The organism is Rhizobium sp. RM, from assembly GCF_013390595.1.
Taxonomy (GTDB): Bacteria; Pseudomonadota; Alphaproteobacteria; order Rhizobiales; family Rhizobiaceae; genus Agrobacterium.
Genome location: NZ_JACAWV010000006.1, coordinates 83,937 through 101,968, shown reverse-complemented (window position 1 = coordinate 101,968; position 18,032 = coordinate 83,937). Strand labels below are relative to the sequence as shown.

Annotated in this window: 13 protein-coding genes and 2 pseudogenes; 6 read left to right on the top strand and 9 right to left on the bottom strand. The window is 56.9% G+C overall.

Features of this window, described 5'->3' with window-relative positions; genetic code table 11:
* Positions 1-72: 72 nt before the first annotated feature.
* Complete coding sequence (locus tag HWX89_RS04345) at positions 73-1,545, bottom strand: outer membrane beta-barrel protein (RefSeq protein ID WP_138793688.1); 1,473 nt, start codon at positions 1,543-1,545, stop codon at positions 73-75.
* A gap of 413 nt (positions 1,546-1,958) precedes the next feature.
* Here HWX89_RS04345 and HWX89_RS04340 point away from each other — a divergent pair, with 413 nt between their 5' ends.
* Together HWX89_RS04340 and HWX89_RS04335 are read left to right on the top strand one after the other, a co-directional pair.
* Complete coding sequence (locus HWX89_RS04340; RefSeq protein ID WP_138793603.1) at positions 1,959-2,324, top strand: PAS domain-containing protein; 366 nt, start codon at positions 1,959-1,961, stop codon at positions 2,322-2,324.
* Positions 2,325-2,403: 79 nt separating this feature from the next.
* The gene (locus HWX89_RS04335; protein WP_138793604.1) at positions 2,404-3,399 is read left to right on the top strand and encodes a KpsF/GutQ family sugar-phosphate isomerase; all 996 of its coding nucleotides are present in this window, start codon (positions 2,404-2,406) and stop codon (positions 3,397-3,399) included.
* Positions 3,400-3,410: 11 nt separating this feature from the next.
* On the opposite strand, the gene HWX89_RS04330 is transcribed toward HWX89_RS04335, so the two are convergent.
* The 6 genes from HWX89_RS04330 to HWX89_RS04305 all read right to left on the bottom strand — a co-directional run bounded on the left by HWX89_RS04330 (position 3,411) and on the right by HWX89_RS04305 (position 10,359).
* Complete coding sequence (locus HWX89_RS04330) at positions 3,411-3,875, bottom strand: NfeD family protein (RefSeq protein ID WP_138793605.1); 465 nt, start codon at positions 3,873-3,875, stop codon at positions 3,411-3,413.
* A gap of 1 nt (position 3,876) precedes the next feature.
* Positions 3,877-4,929 carry an SPFH domain-containing protein gene (locus HWX89_RS04325; RefSeq protein ID WP_138793606.1) on the bottom strand — a complete coding sequence of 351 codons (1,053 nt, stop codon included), beginning with the start codon at positions 4,927-4,929 and terminating at the stop codon, positions 3,877-3,879.
* A gap of 60 nt (positions 4,930-4,989) precedes the next feature.
* The gene (gene hemH, locus HWX89_RS04320) at positions 4,990-6,024 is read right to left on the bottom strand and encodes a ferrochelatase (protein WP_138793607.1); all 1,035 of its coding nucleotides are present in this window, start codon (positions 6,022-6,024) and stop codon (positions 4,990-4,992) included.
* Between the two features lie 252 nt (positions 6,025-6,276).
* Positions 6,277-8,178 (bottom strand): 5'-nucleotidase C-terminal domain-containing protein, encoded by a 1,902-nt coding sequence (locus HWX89_RS04315; RefSeq protein ID WP_138793608.1) that lies wholly within the window; start codon positions 8,176-8,178, stop codon positions 6,277-6,279.
* Positions 8,179-8,391: 213 nt separating this feature from the next.
* A complete protein-coding gene (omp10, locus tag HWX89_RS04310; RefSeq protein WP_138793609.1) occupies positions 8,392-8,766 on the bottom strand; it encodes an outer membrane lipoprotein Omp10 in 375 nt (124 codons plus the stop codon).
* Positions 8,767-8,913: 147 nt separating this feature from the next.
* Positions 8,914-10,359: a homospermidine synthase gene (locus HWX89_RS04305; RefSeq protein ID WP_138793610.1), complete on the bottom strand. Its 1,446-nt coding sequence runs from the start codon at positions 10,357-10,359 to the stop codon at positions 8,914-8,916.
* A 244-nt stretch (positions 10,360-10,603) separates the two neighbouring features.
* Here HWX89_RS04305 and HWX89_RS04300 point away from each other — a divergent pair, with 244 nt between their 5' ends.
* Positions 10,604-11,512: a sensor domain-containing diguanylate cyclase gene (locus tag HWX89_RS04300; protein ID WP_138793611.1), complete on the top strand. Its 909-nt coding sequence runs from the start codon at positions 10,604-10,606 to the stop codon at positions 11,510-11,512.
* A 29-nt stretch (positions 11,513-11,541) separates the two neighbouring features.
* Here HWX89_RS04300 and HWX89_RS04295 read toward each other — a convergent pair whose 3' ends face one another.
* Positions 11,542-12,177 carry an aminotransferase class IV family protein gene (locus HWX89_RS04295; protein WP_138793612.1) on the bottom strand — a complete coding sequence of 212 codons (636 nt, stop codon included), beginning with the start codon at positions 12,175-12,177 and terminating at the stop codon, positions 11,542-11,544.
* A 97-nt stretch (positions 12,178-12,274) separates the two neighbouring features.
* Positions 12,275-14,122: a M3 family oligoendopeptidase gene (locus tag HWX89_RS04290; RefSeq protein WP_138793613.1), complete on the bottom strand. Its 1,848-nt coding sequence runs from the start codon at positions 14,120-14,122 to the stop codon at positions 12,275-12,277.
* 170 nt (positions 14,123-14,292) lie between these two features.
* On the opposite strand from HWX89_RS04290, the pseudogene HWX89_RS04285 reads away from it, so the two are divergent.
* The 3 genes and pseudogenes from HWX89_RS04285 to HWX89_RS04280 all read left to right on the top strand — a co-directional run.
* A pseudogene (locus HWX89_RS04285) lies at positions 14,293-15,481 on the top strand (sigma-54-dependent transcriptional regulator); the annotation flags it as partial.
* A 191-nt stretch (positions 15,482-15,672) separates the two neighbouring features.
* A pseudogene (locus HWX89_RS26630) lies at positions 15,673-15,849 on the top strand (helix-turn-helix domain-containing protein); the annotation flags it as partial.
* Positions 15,850-16,025: 176 nt separating this feature from the next.
* On the top strand, positions 16,026-17,918 hold the full coding sequence (locus tag HWX89_RS04280; protein WP_178340619.1) for a peptidoglycan L,D-endopeptidase MepK: 1,893 nt from the start codon (positions 16,026-16,028) through the stop codon (positions 17,916-17,918).
* The last annotated feature ends 114 nt before the right edge of the window (positions 17,919-18,032 follow it).

Sequence of the window (18,032 nt, the reverse complement as noted above, 5' to 3'; positions counted from 1 at the left end):
GAAACACGACATGAAAATCCCGGCCTAGTGCCGGGATTTTTGTTTGAGATTTTGGTGCCGGCAGCGTCCGATCTAGCGCTTGAGCACAAGCCCGGCGCCAACGCGCAACTCGTCGCTGTCGTAAACCGGTGTCCACTGGTAGCTGACGTCGGCCGTCAGATCGAGGTAGCGGTTGATGCCCCAGGTCAGTCCTGCCCCAGCGGTGTATTCCATGACGTCCTCCATGTCGGACGATGACGGGAACGTCCGGCGGACAATCTGGCCCGTCAGGCGGGCAACAAGATTGTTGCGCAACTCGTGGGTCAGGCCGGCATCGAGCTGGTAGGAAATCCAGCCGCCCTGTGGGCCGCCGGCAAAATCTTCGATCGTCGTTCTCAAACCCAAATTGACGTTGGTGCCGCGCTGCGGCGACCAGTTCAGATCCCCGTCCAGGGTCAATGCGCCAATGGAGGCCAGACGATCGTCGTCATATTGTTTGCGCAGATAGCCAATCGCCGCTTCGCCTCGGGTCTTTTCGCCTAGATCGATCTCCGCACCGACTTTCGCTCCGTAGGAATTGGAGGAGCGCGCATAGCCCGAGCTGTCCCGGTCTTCGTCATACCGGCTTGCTCCGGCATTCAGTTCGAGGAAGGGGATGAGGGCAGGTGACAGTTCGTAACCCACACGTCCACGCAGGTTGGCGGAATTTCGGTCCCGGTCACTCAGGCTGATCGCGGTCCCATCCAGGCCCTTGGCGTCAGTGTAGACGGTTCTGGAAAGATCGAGCGCCGCCAGACCGCGCAATTTCCCGAAATCTCGTTCGATGGATGCGCCAGTCGTAAACTGGTGCTCTCCGCCCTGGACGGATGCGCCGGTCAACGCGTTCGGGTCGGTTGTGTCTTCGCGACTGAATTCATATCCAGCCTTCAGATTGGCTGTGGTGTCACCGCCAAGGTCAAGGCGAAGATCCGCATCGATTTTTGCCCGGGGTTCTTCTCCGTCCTTGCTTCCGAAATTTTTCTCCCAAGCGCCGTCACCCGTTACCGTCAACGCATGCCTCGACCAATCGCTGGTCAGCGTGCCGCGAATGCCGGTCGTCAGATAGTTGCGGCGCGAAGGGCCGCCCGTATTGCTCTGTTTCTCCGTGTTGATCGTCTGACTGAGCGACGGACGCAGCAGAAATGTTCCAAGACGGATGCCTGGCGTTTGTCCAGGCTCACCGGTCGGGGGTGGATTCTCACCTCCGTCTACAGTGGGTTCATAGGGATTTTCTGTCTCGGAATAAGGACGCTCATTGTCGTCCTGTTGCTCGTATATCGGATCACCTGGATTATTGGAGGGGCGCCATAGTGGTGTCGGGGTCGTGGCAGTCGCCGTGTTCGCCGGCGTGTCGGTGTCCGTAGTGCCGGCAGATAGGGCGGTGCCTTGAGGAACCGTAACGGGTACGGGTGTCGCAGCGTCCTGCGCCAACGCTGCTTCCGCCGTGAAAAGAACGGTACAGGCAAGCAGCATTGCTGCTGCTTTCCGCGACGTCTGCGGACGTTTTGCGGTGCCTCTCAAGACCATGCTTCTTTCACCCGGCGAGTTCCGATCGCGGCGCGCTCCAAGGTCCGTCACTTCCGTTTCCCATGCCGGCTAGCCGAGCATTATGGGCACTTACTGGAATTGGCAGACTCACTCACGCGACGCATGTTTAACATTGGTTAAACGATAGGGTTTTTATGGTTAACACTTGATAAATATCGGGAAGGGAACTCTTTTTCTGGGCGAATGGCTGGAATAATAACGACATTCCAACTAAGGGCCGACATGACGTTTTTGCGACAGATGAGGGTCGCGATCGCCCAACGCGGTAACTCTATGCTTGCGTGTATAGATGGGAAGCTTTCAAGGGGTCGCCAATGTTTCGAAAACGCGAGACCGATTTTGTTTGAAGAATTTGAAAACCCGTTTGTTTTCCTCTGAGTGACCGTGCTTTTATGACTCCCATGTCGAATATGAACCGGATCGGCTTCTACTGTTGGGACATCACCAACGACAAATTCTACCTGGATGATGTCTGCGCAGATATATTCGGCATCCCGCTGGCTGAAGCCAAGCAAGGCGTCAGCATCTTCAAGATGCTTGAGAGAATAGACCTGGCGGATCGAAATCGTGTCATTGAAACAGCACTGACGACGCTGAAAACGGGGGCCTTCTATTCGCAGGAATATTCGGTTCGGCACGATGACGGCTCGCGCTCCCGCGTGCGGACAGTCGGGAGATATCTGCTCGACGAAGAGAAGGTTCCGTTCAAGCGTCTGGGTACGATCGAGGAACTGTCTCCACCTGTCCTGCGCCACTGACCTTTCGTGTCGACAACGCCACCCTGCGGTTATCGTCGAGGCAGTGGACTTATTTCGGGGGAAAGAGTAACAGTCGGCCATGATTACGAGAGCTGTGAAACTGGTCGAAGACAATGCGATCGAATCCGCGCTGCGGACGATTTCCATGGAGCGTGAAGGCCTTGCCGCCCTTGAGCGGGCTCTGACCAACGGATTGGCTGAACCCTTCTGCAAGGTCATCGAGATGATCGGTCAGTCAGAAGGACGCCTTATCATTACCGGCGTCGGCAAAAGCGGGCATATCGGCGCGAAGCTTGCAGCGACCTTTGCATCGACCGGAACACCTGCTTTTTTCGTGCATGCGGCTGAAGCCAATCACGGCGATCTTGGAATGATCGGCGGCAATGATGTCGTGCTGGCAATTTCCAAGGGTGGTGAGAGCGCGGAGCTGCGCAGCATCATTAATTATACCCGTCGTTTCTCGATCCCGCTTGTTGCCCTGACATGCTCGGAAACGTCATCTCTGGCGAAGGCATCGGATATCGTGCTGCTTGTTCCCAATGAGCAGGAAGCATGTCCGCTCGGACTTGCGCCGACGACGTCGACCCTGATGCAACTTGCGCTCGGGGATGCGCTTGCCGTGGCACTTCTGGAAGCACGCAGTTTTACCGCAGGCGATTTCAAGGTGTTCCATCCGGGTGGAAAGCTCGGTGCGAGCCTGACGCTTGTTAGCGACATCATGCACACCGGTGAACGTGTGCCGCTCGTCAATAAGGGCACGCCAATGCCCGATGCCGTCAGCGTCTTGTCGCGCAAACACTTCGGCTGTGTTGGCGTTCTGGATGAGGATGGACGGCTCTGCGGCATCGTGACGGAGGGCGATATGGCGCGCAATCTTTCGCGCAATCTCGCCGAACTGACCGTTGACGACATCATGACCCGTACGCCAAAAACGGTCAAAAAATCGGTGTTGGCGACGAGCGCTCTCGCGGTCCTCGAGAAATTTCATATCGGCGCGCTTATTGTCGTCGACGAAGAAAATCGCCCTGTTGGCCTAGTGCACTTCCACGATCTTTTGCGGATCGGCGTGGCTTAACGACAGCTGATCTAGGATTCGATGGCTTCCACCGTCAGCGTCCGTCCACGGGCGGAGGCGATCCGAACCCGTGTTCCTGCCGGCATGTCCTTGCCGTCGACCGGCCACCACGTGTCATCAAGACGAATACGGCCTCGACCTTCGACGATCGGCTCCTGCAATGTGGCCGTACGGCCGACAAGACTTGCTTCCCGCTGATTGAGAAATGGTTCGTCGCTGGTGTCACGGTTCTTGCCGAAATAGCGCCTGCCCAACAGGGCAAACGCGACCGAAAGACCTGCAAACAGCACAAACTGCAATTGCCATGCCCAGACAGGCGCGTCCCACAGAAACAGCGAGAGCGCGCCAATCACCAGTGCCGCAAGACCGATCCAGATCAGGAACACACCCGGCGCAATCAGTTCCGCCGCGAGCAGGATGAAGGCGACGATCCACCAGCTCCAGGGACCAAGCTCTGCGGCAAGCCGTTGCAGCATTTTACTTCTCCGATGACGAGCCGAACGGATTGCCCGGCACGCTCACATTGATGGTGTGGCCGGCCGGTCTTCCGCTTGGCGGAACGGAGCGCGATGGAGCCGGAGCCGAAGGTGCTGCAGCGGCGTCACCCTTGTCGCCGAACACTTCCTTCGCAACCGCGCCAATGCCACCAAGCGAGCCGATCAGGGAGGACGCCTCCATCGGCATCAAGACGATCTTGGCATTCTTTGCCGTGCCGATATCGGAAAGAGCTTCGGTGTATTTCTGTGCGATGAAGTAGTTGATGGCGTGAACATTGCCGGCAGCAATGGCTTCGGACACCACACGAGTTGCTTTTGCTTCAGCCTCAGCCAGACGTTCGCGGGCTTCTGCGTCACGGAACGCAGCTTCTCGCTGTCCTTCCGCCTCGAGGATGGCCGATTGTTTGGCGCCTTCAGCGCGCAGGATCTGCGCGTTGCGCGAGCCTTCCGCTTCCAGAACCTGCGCGCGCTTTTCACGCTCGGCTTTCATCTGTCGCGCCATGGCATCGACAAGATCCTTGGGTGGAGCAATATCCTTGATCTCAACACGCGTGACCTTGATACCCCAGGGTCCGACGGCCTCGTCAACAACGCGCAGCAGCCGTTCATTGATGGTATCGCGGTTCGACAGCAATTCGTCGAGATCCATCGAACCCATCACCGAGCGGATGTTGGTCATGGTGAGGTTCTGGATAGCGATCTGCAGGTTGGAAATCTGATAGGCTGCCTGAGCGGCATTCAGCACCTGGTAGAAAGCAATGGCATCGGCCGCGATGCTGGCATTGTCGCGGGTGATGACTTCCTGGGTCGGAATGTCCAGAACCTGCTCCATGACGTTCATGCGCGCACCGATGCGCTCGAAGAACGGTACGATCAGGTTGAGGCCCGGCTCCAGTGTACGCGTATAACGGCCAAACCGTTCGACGGTATAGCGATAGCCCTGCGGCACAGTCTTGATGCCGGCAAACAGCACAAGAATAACCAGCACCACCGCTGCCAGAACGACGATATCGAAACCGCCCAATTCAATCATCGCATTTCCTCCGCGATCCGTTTCGTTCGGAGTTCGCACCCTTGATTGCTTATGGCAGGATTATACCCAGCCTTGCAACTCCCGGCGCACAACCTTCTCGAGAACATTCATGCCTTCCACACTGTCGTTGAGGCAAGGGACATGCGTGAACTTTTCGCCGCCATTGTGCAGGAAAATCTCACCGGCCTCACCAGCGATTTCTTCGAGTGTCTCAAGACAATCGGAAACGAAGCCGGGGTTCATGACGGCGATGCGTTTGATGCCCTCCGAGGCCAGTTTCTCGACGGTTTTGTCGGTGTAAGGCTGCAGCCACTCTTCCGGTCCGAAGCGCGACTGGAAGGTAATCATGAAGTTCTTGTCCGTTAGTCCCAATGCCTCGCGCAGCAGGCGGGCAGTTTTCTGACAGTGGCAATAATAGGGATCGCCCTTCTGGAAATAGGACTGGGGAATGCCGTGGAACGAGGTGATCAACATCTCGGGCTCCCAGTCGAGCGTCGCCAGGTGTTTTTTCACGGAGGTTGCCAGGGCGTCGATATAGGCCGGGTCATCATGATACGGCGGCACGGTGCGGAGTGCCGGCTGCCAGCGCAGCTTCATGAGATGTTCGAATGCCTTGTCGTTGACGGTCGCCGTCGTCGATGCCGCATATTGCGGATATAGCGGGAAAAGCAGGATTTTTTCGCAGCCCTGTTCCTTCAGCGCATCGATCTTGGACGCGATGGACGGCTGGCCGTAGCGCATCGCCCAGTCGACGACCACATTCGGCAGATCCTTGAGGAGGTCGACCATCAGATCGGACTGATTGCGCGTATAGGTCCGAAGATAGCTTTCATTCAGATCGTGGTTCCAGATCTCTTCATAAGCCTTGCCGACCTTCTGCGGACGCTTGTTGAGGACGATGCCGTAGAGGATTGGATACCAATACAGTCGTGACCATTCGATAACCCGCTTATCGCTTAGAAACTCCGCCAGATAACGCCGCATCGATTTGTAGTCGGTGCCGTCAGGTGTTCCCAGATTGACGATGAGGACACCCACCTTGCCGAACGAAACAGCAGGATGGTTTGCGGGAAGTGCGGATATGTTTGCCACCATGAAGAATACCCTGAAACTCGAATTGCATGGCACTACGTTTTTGCCGTCGAATGGTTCATCGTGTTCTAGACTAAATTTTTCAGGATTGAACCATCTGCGGCTGCGATTTCCTCGGGTTGCACGGCGGGTGGGCTGATCCTCGCCGAGGTATGCGGCGTAAGGCAATGATTTTTATGATAAAATAAAAAAGCCAGCCTCGTTTGAGACTGGCTTTCGTGTCTGCGGCAAATTGCCCTGTGAGAAAGGTTCGGCTTAGTTCGCCGGAATCTCCAGCTCCTCGCCGATTTCGATGTGGTTTGGACGCTTCAGCGCGTTTGCACCGGCAATCTTCGTCCAGAGAGCGCCGTTGCCATATTTTTCGGTTGCGATCTTCCACAGCGAGTCGCCCTTTTCGACGACATACTTCGCTGCGGCCTGTGCTGCCGCTGGAGCGGAAGGAGCTGGTGCGGTTGCCGCTGGCGCCGTTGCTGCAGGTGCAGGCGCCGTTGCCGCAGGAGCGGCAGCGGGTGCTGCCGGTTTGGCGGGAGCGACGTAGCCGGCCGGTGTTACTTCAGCAATGCGGCCGTCCGTGTAAGGTTTGTAAGGGCTGTTCTTGCCGACGTAAGCCGCAACGGCCTCTTCGAGATTTGGTCCGAAGTCATAGGCATTGATCGCCTTATCGTTAAAGACCTTGAAGCCGTCGCCGCCGGTGCGGACGTAGTTGTTGGCCGCAACGGTGTAGGTTTTGGCCGGGTCGAGCGCTACAAAGCCTTCGCCGTCCTTGACCTGAATGTCGGTGACGCGTTCACCGACCGGCTTCGAGCGGTCAAAGGAATACTTCAGGCCGGAAACCTGCATGAAGCGTCCTGCGACGTCGTCGATCTGGCTGACGCCGTTTTCAAGTGCGGCCTTGATGTCTTCGCCTTTCAACTGAAAAGTTGCGACGGTGTTCTGGAAGGGCAGAACCGTCAGAACTTCGCCCATGGTCACGTCGCCCGCGTCAATGGACGAGCGCAACCCGCCTGCATTGGCAAAAGCAATCGTGACGCCCTGATCCTTGACGCGGTCCAGGGTCGCATCCGCAACGAGGTTGCCCATCGAGCATTCCTTGACGCGGCAAATCTTGCGGTCGCCTTCAATTGCGCCTTCGGAGGAGCCGACAACCTTGGCCTTCAGCTCTTCAATCGGTGCCTTGAGCTCATCGATCCGCTTGGTAATGGCTTCGTCAGGCGTGAAGGAGGCGTCAACCAGGATCGGGTCGCCCTTGGCTTCTTTCACGACGCCGTTGTCATCGAAGAGAACGCGGAGGTCACCAAGATATTTGCTGTACTGGCCAGCCTGGACGACTGGAACCTTGTAACCGCCGGGATTGTCGACCAGGGTCGGGTAGGGGCCTTCCGCCTTGCTATCGGTGTTTGACAGCAGCGTGTGGGAGTGGCCACCGACAACGACGTCAACGTCGGGGATTTTGGCGATATATTCCAGATCACGCGGATAGCCGACATGGGTCAGAGCGATGATCTTGTTGACGCCCTGTTCCTTGAGCTTCACCACTTCTTCGGTGATTTTCGCCACGTCATCGGCGATGGTGATGTTTGGGCCTGGTGTCGCAAGTTCCGGTGTGTCGTTTGCGACGGCGCCGACGATGCCGATCTTCTGACCACCAACATCGAGAACGATGAAGGGCTTGACCCGATCACCAATTTTCGAAGCGGCGCTGGCAACCACGTTGGCAGTTACGACGGGGAACTGAACCTTGTCGAGGAAGCCTGCGAGACCGTCTTCGCTATCGTCAAATTCATGGTTGCCGACGGTCATGGCGTCGAACTTCATGGCGTTCAGCATTTCTGCTTCCACCGTACCCTTATAGGTGGTGTAAAACAGCGATCCCTGGAAATTGTCACCGGCGTTCAGAAGCAGAACGTTCTTGCCGTCAGCCTTGAGCGCGTCGCGTGTCTTGTTGATCGCGGTCAGCAGGCGCGCGGCGCCGCCGAAGCACTCGTTCTTGCCTGCTTCTTCCGCCGAGCAGGTCGAGTCGAACTTGTTGATCGCTTCGATACGGGAGTGGAAATCGTTGATATGAAGAATATTGAGTTCGTAATCGGCAAAAGCAGCTCCGGCCGAAAGCGTCATCGCCGATACGCTCAGCATCCCCAGTCTCAAAAATCGCTTCATAGTCCCTCTCCTGTTTTTCACGCGGAACGAGGCGGCTCGATCACTGTCCGCGCATGTTCGTGCTCATTGTCTAACGCGAAAGTATGTCAGTCTTTCCGCGAGCGATGTTTTCATCTGCGGCGCGGGACGGCAAGAGAAAATGTGACAGGGATGAAATAAAGAAAATGCACGCGTTAAGCGTGCATTTTCGAATATTCAGAAATGGAAGTACGGTCAGCCCTGGCGGTTCAGGGTAAACTGACTGTTGGTGTCCGTCGTGCAGTTCAACTGCGACGGTGAGACCAGTGCGCAGTTGACGCGCGACTGTGTGTTGCGCACCAGCGATGTCATGTTGATCTCATAAAGCGTCGGCGAGATCGTGACATACGTACCAGATGCCAGAAGTGTATTCGTGTCGCTTGAACGCGTGGAGAACGAGCCGTTCTGGAATGTCGAAATAATGCCGTTACGGTCAATCCATCGGCCGTCCACCGCAGGTCCCCGCGAAACGGATGGCATGCTCGGTGATTGCGAGGAGGGTCCCGGCGCAACACACGATGACACCGCAATTGCGGCACAAAGCAAAGCAGCGCTCGTCTTGAAGTTCATGGGCCTGTTCTCCTGCGATTCGGTAAAGCCGGTGTTGTTCGACCATGCCGTGAAGTTTTTGTTATTTCAAGGCAACGCTGATGTATCGCACAGGTTCCACAGACGAATCCGAAAGCTCGACGGTCACGATCACGAGAAATACCTTTTTCAGCGGACAAGTATGTTCTTGAACTGCCAAGGATCGGACATGTCGATATTGTCGGGAAACAGACCAGGGCGGCCGTCGAGCGGTGTCCAGTTCGTATAGTGGCCTTCGACCGGGCCGAGATACGGGCGCTGAATTTCCAGGCAGCGGCGATAGTCCATTTCGTCCGCTTCAACGATGCCAACGGCCGGATTTTCAAGCGCCCAGACCATGCCGGCCAGCACCGCCGAGCTCACCTGCAAGCCGGTCGCATTCTGGTACGGCGCAAGAGTTCGCGCTTCTTCGAGCGTCAACCGGGAACCATACCAGTAGGCGTTCTTTTCATGGCCAAACAGCAGAACACCGAGCTCATCGGCACCATCGACCAGTTCATCTTCACCAAGCACATGCTGAACAGCCTGCGGCTTGCTGCCATTACCGAACATTTCATGCAGTGAAAGGACTGCATCGTTGCACGGATGGTAGGCGTAGTGACACGTCGGACGGTAAATGACATCGCCATCGCTGTTGCGGACAGTGAAGTAATCCGAAATCGAAATGGCTTCATTGTGGGTGACGAGAAAACCGTACTGGGCGCCAAGCGTCGGGCACCAGGTCCGCACCCGCGTGGCGGCTCCGGGCTGATCAAGGTAGATCGCTGCCTTGGTGCCCTTCTTATGTTTTCTGGCGTTTTTGGGTGTCCATCTTTCGTGCGTTCCCCAACCGAGTTCAGCCGGCTGCAGACCTTCGGAGATAAACCCTTCCACCGACCAGGTATTCCAGAAGGCGCCGAACGGTTTCGGCTCTCGGGAGCGTTGCGTGTCGCGTTCGGCAACGTGTACGCCTTTAACGCCGAGGCGTTTCATGAGCTTTGCCCAGCCTTCGCGGTCGGTCGCCTCAGGCTCGTCTAAATCGAGGCCGTTATTCGCGGCCAGATTGACGAGCGCCTGTTTGACGAACCAGGACACCATACCAGGGTTTGCGCCGCAGGTGGAAATGGCTGTCGTGCCGCCCGGTTTGGCCGCTTTTTCCTTCAGCATGGTTTCGCGCAGGGAATAGTTGGTGCGCGATGCGTTATCGGCGTTTTTGTCGAAGTAGAAGCCGGGCCACGGTTCCACGACCGTATCGACATAAAGCATTCCGTGTTTGCGGCAGAGCTTCATGAGATCGATGGACGAGGCATCGACGGAGAGGTTGACGCAAAACCCCTGTCCCTCCACGTCCTTGACGAGGGGAAGGAGAACTTCCTTATAGTTTTTCTTGGTCAAATGGGTGCGGATATGACGAATGCCTTTTTCGGCCAGAAAGCCGGCAATGTCCTCGCGGGGGTCAATAACGACAAGGCGTGATCGGTCAAAATTGAAATGGCGTTCGATCAAGGGAAGCGTGCCGCGGCCGATAGAGCCAAAGCCGATCATGATGATGGGGCCGCTAATATCGCCATAGATCGGGTAAGCTGGTTCCGCCATTCGTGATTTTTCCTTTTCAGCCAATGGGTAAGCTAGATCATACAATTCCGCCACAATAAAGGGGAGAGGGATGACGGCGATATGACGATGGATGTTTTTATGGTTTGGAAGTCATTCTGGCGCTTCGCATTTTAGACGCTACGTTTATAATCAAAAGCGGATACGGCCATGAGATGTCACCGAACTGGGGGTGGGGACAAATCAGGAGGTGTCTTCGAGTGCCTCTTCATGGGAGACTTGCCGATTGGATAGTCTTATTGAGCGTGTTGCCGCGCTTCAGGACACGACCCCTGTTCTCATTGCTTTGTACGATGCCGAAGATCGGTTGAGACACGCCAATCCTGCGTTTCGCGACACCTTCCAGCTTGAAGCAGAGGATTTTCCCACTTGGGCGGAGATCATGCGGATGAACCATCGCATGCGATCTGGTGTCGTTATCAAGAATGCCGATTTCGAAGGATGGTTGCTTTCCGCGCAATCGCGGCGCGGTAAGTTGTCTTACCGGGCATTCGAAATGGATCTCTATGATGGCCGTTGGTTCTGGATGACAGAGACGGTGCAGACGGACGGCTGGATGCTGTGCGTGGCCAGCGATGTTACCGAATTGCGGCAGGGATATCGTACCCTGCGGCAGGATCGCGATCTGGCGGTCCGAGCGTCACAGACCGATGAATTGACCGGCACGGCAAACCGGCGCTTTGTTTTCGCCAAACTGGATATGCAGATCGAGCGTTTCCGGGCAGGACTTGAAGGTTCGTTCTGTCTCTGCACGATGGACATCGATTTCTTCAAGCAGATCAATGACCGCTTCGGGCACCAGGCAGGGGACACGGTACTGCGCGATTTCGTTCGCTCAGCCCATTCGGTCATACGGCGGGTCGACTGCTTTGGCCGGATCGGCGGTGAAGAATTCATGCTTGTTATGCCGCGCTGTTCGATTGTCGAAGGTAATGCGATCGTCGAAAGACTGCTGGAGAGGGTGCGGGCTTCGCGCCCCTTTGCCGCTGTCCCTGAGTTTTCCTATAGTTGTTCGGCTGGCATGACAGTGTCCAGGCCTGGCGATACGGCTGACGATGTCTTCGTGCGTGCGGACAGGGCTCTTTACGAGGCGAAACAGAAAGGCCGCAACCGTCTCTTGTCCACTCCGGCTTAGCACTGGCAACGCCGTGCGATCATTGCGGCCTAGACAAGCTCAGCCGCAATGAGGCCGTTGAGAGAGTTGCCGACAAAGAGGCGTTTGCCGACGAGGTCGTCGGCCTTCAGGACCTGTCCACGCGCCTTGCGTTCGCGGATGAGATCGGCGCGCAGGACGCCCGGTAATATGCCGCTATCGAGGGGTGGTGTCAGCAATTGCCCATCCGGCATTTCCACGAAAACGCTTGTTGACGACCCTTCGCAAAGTTCTCCGCGTTCATTGAGAAGCAGAACCTCGTCCGCTTCCGTCGCCAAGAACTCGGCACGTGCCGCATCATAAGGCTCACGGCGGGATGATTTGTGCCGATAGAACGTGTCGGAGGAGTCGAGATGGATGCTTTGGGCAATACGCACCCGCCAGACTGTATCGGCAGGCAAAGGCTCGAATGGGGTGGTGACGATATCGAGTTCGCCCTTGTAGTTCATTACAATTCTGACGCAGAGCGGCATTTCCCCGCTCACCTCTTTTTCCAGCGCCTTGATCGCGTTGGCAGGCGGGCGAAAGCCGAGTGCATCGGCGGAACGTAGGAGGCGGCGCATATGCTGGTCGATACGCTGAAACCCACTTTGCGGTTCCCATCGTATCGTTTCTCTCAAAGTCAGATCAGCAGGTTTGCGCTTCATCCGTTGGCCCGGCGTCCATGTCAGGTGGTATTGCCGCTATTTGAACCGGCAAAGCTTGTCCGAAATAGGATAGCTTTGCCGGTTTGCAATTTGGCGCTCAGTCCTGCTTGTCCAGAGCCTCGAGTTCGTCGATCAGACCTTCGATCATGGAAAGCCCCTTGTCCCAGAAGGACGGGTCGGTGGCATCAAGGCCGAACGGCTTCAAAAGCTCGGAGTGATGTTTGGTGCCACCAGCCTTCAGCAGTTCGAAATACTTGGCCTGAAAACCGGTCTCAGCGTTCTGGTAGACCGCATAGAGCGAGTTCACGAGGCAGTCGCCAAAGGCGTAGGCATAGACGTAGAAGGGCGAGTGAATAAAGTGGGGAATATAGGTCCACCAGCTTTCGTAACCTTCGGAAATGCGGATGGCAGGCCCCAGGCTTTCGGCCTGGACTGAGAGCCATAGCTCTCCGATCTGTTCGGACGTCAGTTCACCCTGCTTGCGGGCAGTATGAACCTTGCGCTCGAATTCATAGAAGGCGATCTGACGGACAACGGTATTGATCATGTCCTCGACCTTGCGGGCGAGCATGGCCTTGCGTTCTTTCCGGTCCTTCGTGTCATCTAGCAGTTTTCGGAAGGTGAGCATCTCGCCGAATACCGAGGCGGTCTCGGCAAGTGTCAGCGGCGTCGCGCACATCAACGCGCCCTGGCTGCCGGCAAGCACCTGATGAACCCCATGGCCAAGTTCATGGGCGAGCGTCATGACATCCCGGGGTTTACCGAGATAATTGACGAGTACGTATGGGTGCGCCGATGGCACTGTCGGATGCGCAAAAGCGCCGGGTGCCTTGCCTGGTCGGGCCGGTGCATCGATCCATTGTTCGTCGAAGAAGCGACGGGCGATATCGGCCATTTCAGGTGCGAATGCGCCATAAGCGGAAAGAACCGTGTCTTTGGCTTCTTCCCATGGAATGACCGTGTTCGAGGTATCCGGGAGCGGCGCATTGCGATCCCAAAATTCCATCTGCTCCATACCCAGCCACTTCGCCTTCATCGCATAATAACGGTGGGAGAGGCGCGGATAGGCATTCTTCACTGCGGCGGCGAGGGCGTCGACGACCTCGCGCTCAACACGGTTTGCCAGATGGCGGCTGTCGGCAATGTCTTCGAACTTGCGCCAGCGGTCGGAAATATCCTTATCCTTGGCAAGCGTGTTGGTGATGAGGGTGAAAACCCGCAGATTGTCCTTGAATGTCGAGGTCAAAGCTTCAGCCGCTTTTTTACGGATGTCCGTCTCCGGGTCCTGCAACATGTTGAGCGTTGCTTCCAGCGGCAGGCTCGCACCATCGATGTCGAAACGAAGATCTGCCATCGTTTCATCGAACAGGCGATTGAAGGCGGCGGCGCTCGTCATCGATTTTTCGAGGAAGAGCTGCTCGAGTTGATCGTCGAGCTGGTGCGGCTTGTCTTTCCTGAGGTCGACGATCCACGGCCGGTAATGCCCCGCCAGCGGATCGTTTGTCATGCAGGTGTCCATCACCGTGTCGTCGATACGATTGAGTTCCAGTGCAAAAAACAGCAGATGGGCGGAAATGTCGGTCAGCTTTGCCTGTGCGTCACCATAAAGCTTGCCGTTCGCAGGATTGGATGTGTCGGAAAAATATGTGAGGCCGGCAAACGAGCCGATGCGACCAAGCAGATCGTCCAGCGCTTCATACTCTTTCAGGGCCGCGCCGATGCCGTCATTTCCGGATGTCTTGGCTGCAGCCTCGAGTTTGCCCTTCCATTTGCTTTCGAAGGTTCTTGCCAGAGCCTCGGCCTTCTCCAGATCGCCCTTGTATTCTGCCGACTCCGCAGACGGATAAAGGTCCGAGAGCTTCCAGCCGGGCAGGTCGCCAAGCGCCGGATTGGAGGTTTCCGCGATGGAAAAGAGCGGTTGGCGGATCGGATGTTCGAGGGTCATTGGCTTATGTCCTTCTTGTCATGCCTGCAAAGCATATGGGCCTCTTGTTTCCCGCAGCGATGACTAAAATGCAAGCAATTCTCAAAACTGGATGTTCAAGTCTCGTGTGCCAGTGTGCGGCACAAGGGACTGCATGAAGCAGGGCCATAAACCGGAAACCGGAGCCAAAAATGACCGCGCATGTTCTCGTTATAGACGATGATCCCGTTCAGCGCCGCCTGCTCAAGAATGCGGTGGAACGTTATGGACACGCTCCCATGCTGGCCGAAAACGGCAAGGTGGGGCTTGAGCTTCTCAAGCAGCACAGCGGTGAGATCAACGTCGTTGTTCTCGACCTGATGATGCCGGAAATGGATGGCCTCGGCTTTCTCAAAGCAATCGGTGAGCTTGGCTCCGATGTCCCGGTTATTGTCCAGACGGGCCAGGGTGGTATCGACACGGTTGTTCAGGCCATGCGCGCCGGAGCCTTCGATTTCGTCGTCAAACCAGTTTCTCCGGAGAGAATAGGCGCGGCCATCGCCAACGCGCTGAAGCTCGACCAGCGCGAGGCGAAAGCCCGCAGCGGTCGCCGCAGCCGGAGCCATGCCGTGAATTTTACCGATATCGTCTCCGCCAGCCCGGAAATGCTGCGGGTGATCGAGCTGGCGCACCGTGCGTCCCAATCGAATATTCCGGTCGTTCTCGAAGGCGAATCCGGCGTTGGCAAGGAAATGGTGGCACGGGCCATCCAGTCGGCTGGTGACCGTGCCAACAAGCCGTTCATTACGGTCAATTGCGGAGCGATCCCGCACAATCTGGTCGAGAGCATTCTGTTCGGCCACGAAAAAGGTGCCTTCACCGGCGCGACCGAAAAGCATGTCGGCAAATTCATGGAAGCCGATGGCGGTACATTGTTCCTCGATGAGATTGGCGATCTGCCTCTTGAGGTTCAGGTCAAGCTTTTGCGCGCCGTTCAGCAAGGTGAAATCGAAACGGTCGGATCGGCACGGGTCCAGAAGGTGAATGTTCGGCTGATTTCGGCGACGAACAAGAACCTCATTGACGAGGTGAAAGAAGGCAGGTTCCGCGAGGACCTCTATTATCGCCTGAACGTCTTCCCCATCACCATTCCTGCGCTGCGCCGTCGCAAGGAAGATATTCCGCACCTGGCGCGTGTTTTTGCAGAGCGTTTCTCGATCGAACAGAAGCTGTCACGTCCGATTGGTCTCAGCGCCAGTGCCTTGGCACTGCTGACCGCCTACGATTGGCCCGGCAACATCCGCCAGCTCGAAAATGCGGTTTTCCGAGCTGTCGTCCTTTCTCAGGGCGACGAGCTGACAGATGCAGATTTCCCGCAGATCGCTTTTCAGGTTCCCGAGTTCGCGTCCCAGAGCGAGTTCGACGAGCCTTTGCGTCTCGTACCCAGTTCATCGTTGAGAGATAGCCGTTCTGCCCAGACAACGGCCGTCGCTGAAAGTCACCACATGCCCCAGGACGACAACATCGATGAAGCAGAAGCATCCACCACGATCTATCGCGGCGGAACGCTCATCTCCAGTACAGATGATACGGGCAACGTCCGCAAGCTGGCGGAAATCGAGGAAGAGCTGATTCGCTTCGCGCTGCGCTTCTACCGAGGCCAGATGAGCCAGGTGGCAAGGAAATTGGGTATCGGGCGTTCGACTCTCTACCGAAAGTTGAAGGATTATGGCATTGACCCCGATGATCCGCTGCGAGATGTCGCTTGATCCCGCAAAACTTGCGTTTGCAGGCTGAACGGCAGATTCGTTAACTTCTGGTCAAGGATATCCGCTTACCGTCTATAAACCACTTGTTAGTGAGCGATTCACTATATAGAGGAAGGTTGTCTATGTGTGGCAATTTTGCCATCGTGTCACCGTATTTGACGTTCATTTGAGGCAATGTGACAGAAATTGTCTTCCAGGCGGGGATCGAATTGCCATATCTGCATCGGAATATCGCGCTTTCAGGCAAGATCGCGCGCGGCTTGATCAAGGATATATGCACGAAGCTGTCGGCACGCGCTGTCACCTTTGCCTGCCTGATGCTCGCCGCAATGCCTGTCGTAGGAGTTTCGGCGACGGAAGCCGCCGCCGAGACGCGTAGCCTCAAACTCTACTACATCCATACACGCGAGAAGGCGGTCATCACCTTCAAGCGCAATGGCAAATATGATCAAAAGGGCTTGCAGGAACTCAACCGATTCCTGCGTGACTGGCGTCGCAATCAGCCAACGCGCATGGACCCTCGCCTTTTTGACCTTGTTTGGGAAGTCTATCGCCGCAGTGGCGCGACGGACTATATCCATGTCGTTTCCGCCTTCCGTTCTCCTGAGACCAACGGTCTGCTGCGTTCGCGCACCAAGGGTGTTGCAGAAAAAAGCCAGCACATGCTCGGCAAGGCCATGGACTTCTATATTCCGGGCGTGAAGCTTTCTCGCCTGCGTGAAGTCGGCATGCAGATGCAGATTGGTGGCGTCGGCTTTTATCCGACCTCCGGTTCTCCTTTCGTGCACATGGATGTCGGTGGCGTTCGCGCCTGGCCGCGCATGAGCCGCCAGGAACTTGTTCGCATCTTCCCGAAAGGCAATACGCTGCACGTTCCCTCTGACGGCAAACCGTTGCCGGGCTACGAGCAGGCGCTTGCCGATTACAAGAAGCGCGTCAGCTCTTCTTCCGTTCAGGTCGCATCCAGTGCCGGTGCCGGCCCGGCTGAATCCTCCGGTGGCGGCAAACGCAAGAACCTGCTTCAGACATTGTTTGGTGGTGGCGACGAGGATGAAGATCCCGATAGCATCGCAACGCCTGCTCCGGCAGAACGTCCGGCCGTTGCCCGGCCGGCCGCTCCGGAACCCGCAGCACCAGCAGTTGAGGCACCCGTTGCCGTGGCGTCTGCCGAGCAGCTTCCAGGTGTGAGTGCACCGCTGCCGACCGCACGTCCTGCCTTTGGCAACGAACCGGCCAATAATGGTCTTGCAACAGCGCTCTATTCTCCGGCGCGTAATGCCGCGCAGGATGCTCTCCAGGCTGCGACCACGCCTACCCCGACCTCGGCTCCGGCCGATCGTCAGCAGTTTGCTGATCTTGCTGCGGTCTCTGTTCCCGTTCCGACCCTTCTTGGCCCACGTGCCATGAGGGGTGATGCGGAAGGTGTGATGACGGCGTCTGCCGATGGCGCGACGCCCGCGACGACCGGCGAGCTTGCGGCTGTGCCAGTTCCGGCCAATCGCCCTGCCGTCGCAGAAGCACTGCTTGCCGCCGCGAACGCCGATCCGGAAGGTCAGGACGATCTAGCTGAAACGACAGAGGATACGCTGTCGCCGACGGTTGTCGCCGCTCTCGAGCAGAGCAGCCAGACTGCCCGCACACAGCTCCAGTCTGCATCGGTTCCGACGGCTGCGGCATTCCCGACCGCAAACAGCCACAAGCCTTCTGCTGCTCCCGCACATGTGGCTAAGGCTGAACCGGCCAAGGGCTTTGGTGATGCTTTCGATCCGAAGCCAGCCAACGCGGGTGGTCTGAGTGCAGGTCTGCCTGCCAAGGGTGGTCGTCCGAACAAGGAAGACGCTGCGGTTTCCCAGCAGGCCATGGTTGGTGGCGGTCGCCTGACACAGGACCTGATTTCCGACTGGGCGCTTAACCAGAGCAAGGGTGCAACAGCACGTTCCGTCAAGGCACCGCGTGTCGTCGCCAACCGTATGCTGAGCCACACGGCTTCTGCGACCGCGGCGAGCTTCAAGCCCGGTGCCGTTGTCATCGACTCCAGCCGCTTCAGCACACCGGTGAAGATGCACTGATCGACTGGCAGGTCTGAAACTTTTTTGCCAGCGTCTCGTGTAAGCGGGGCGCTGGCAAATTTGTTTCCGGGGTTATCTCAGTCAATTCGTGAGTGTGTAGCGTTCGGTCAGCCG

Coding starts and splice junctions, on each gene's coding strand:
- HWX89_RS04345 (WP_138793688.1), bottom strand. CDS start 1,545: ATGGTCTTGAGAGGCACCGCAAAACGTCCGCAGACGTCGCGGAAAGCA.
- HWX89_RS04340 (WP_138793603.1), top strand. CDS start 1,959: ATGACTCCCATGTCGAATATGAACCGGATCGGCTTCTACTGTTGGGAC.
- HWX89_RS04335 (WP_138793604.1), top strand. CDS start 2,404: ATGATTACGAGAGCTGTGAAACTGGTCGAAGACAATGCGATCGAATCC.
- HWX89_RS04330 (WP_138793605.1), bottom strand. CDS start 3,875: ATGCTGCAACGGCTTGCCGCAGAGCTTGGTCCCTGGAGCTGGTGGATC.
- HWX89_RS04325 (WP_138793606.1), bottom strand. CDS start 4,929: ATGATTGAATTGGGCGGTTTCGATATCGTCGTTCTGGCAGCGGTGGTG.
- hemH (WP_138793607.1), bottom strand. CDS start 6,024: ATGGTGGCAAACATATCCGCACTTCCCGCAAACCATCCTGCTGTTTCG.
- HWX89_RS04315 (WP_138793608.1), bottom strand. CDS start 8,178: ATGAAGCGATTTTTGAGACTGGGGATGCTGAGCGTATCGGCGATGACG.
- omp10 (WP_138793609.1), bottom strand. CDS start 8,766: ATGAACTTCAAGACGAGCGCTGCTTTGCTTTGTGCCGCAATTGCGGTG.
- HWX89_RS04305 (WP_138793610.1), bottom strand. CDS start 10,359: ATGGCGGAACCAGCTTACCCGATCTATGGCGATATTAGCGGCCCCATC.
- HWX89_RS04295 (WP_138793612.1), bottom strand. CDS start 12,177: ATGAAGCGCAAACCTGCTGATCTGACTTTGAGAGAAACGATACGATGG.
- HWX89_RS04290 (WP_138793613.1), bottom strand. CDS start 14,122: ATGACCCTCGAACATCCGATCCGCCAACCGCTCTTTTCCATCGCGGAA.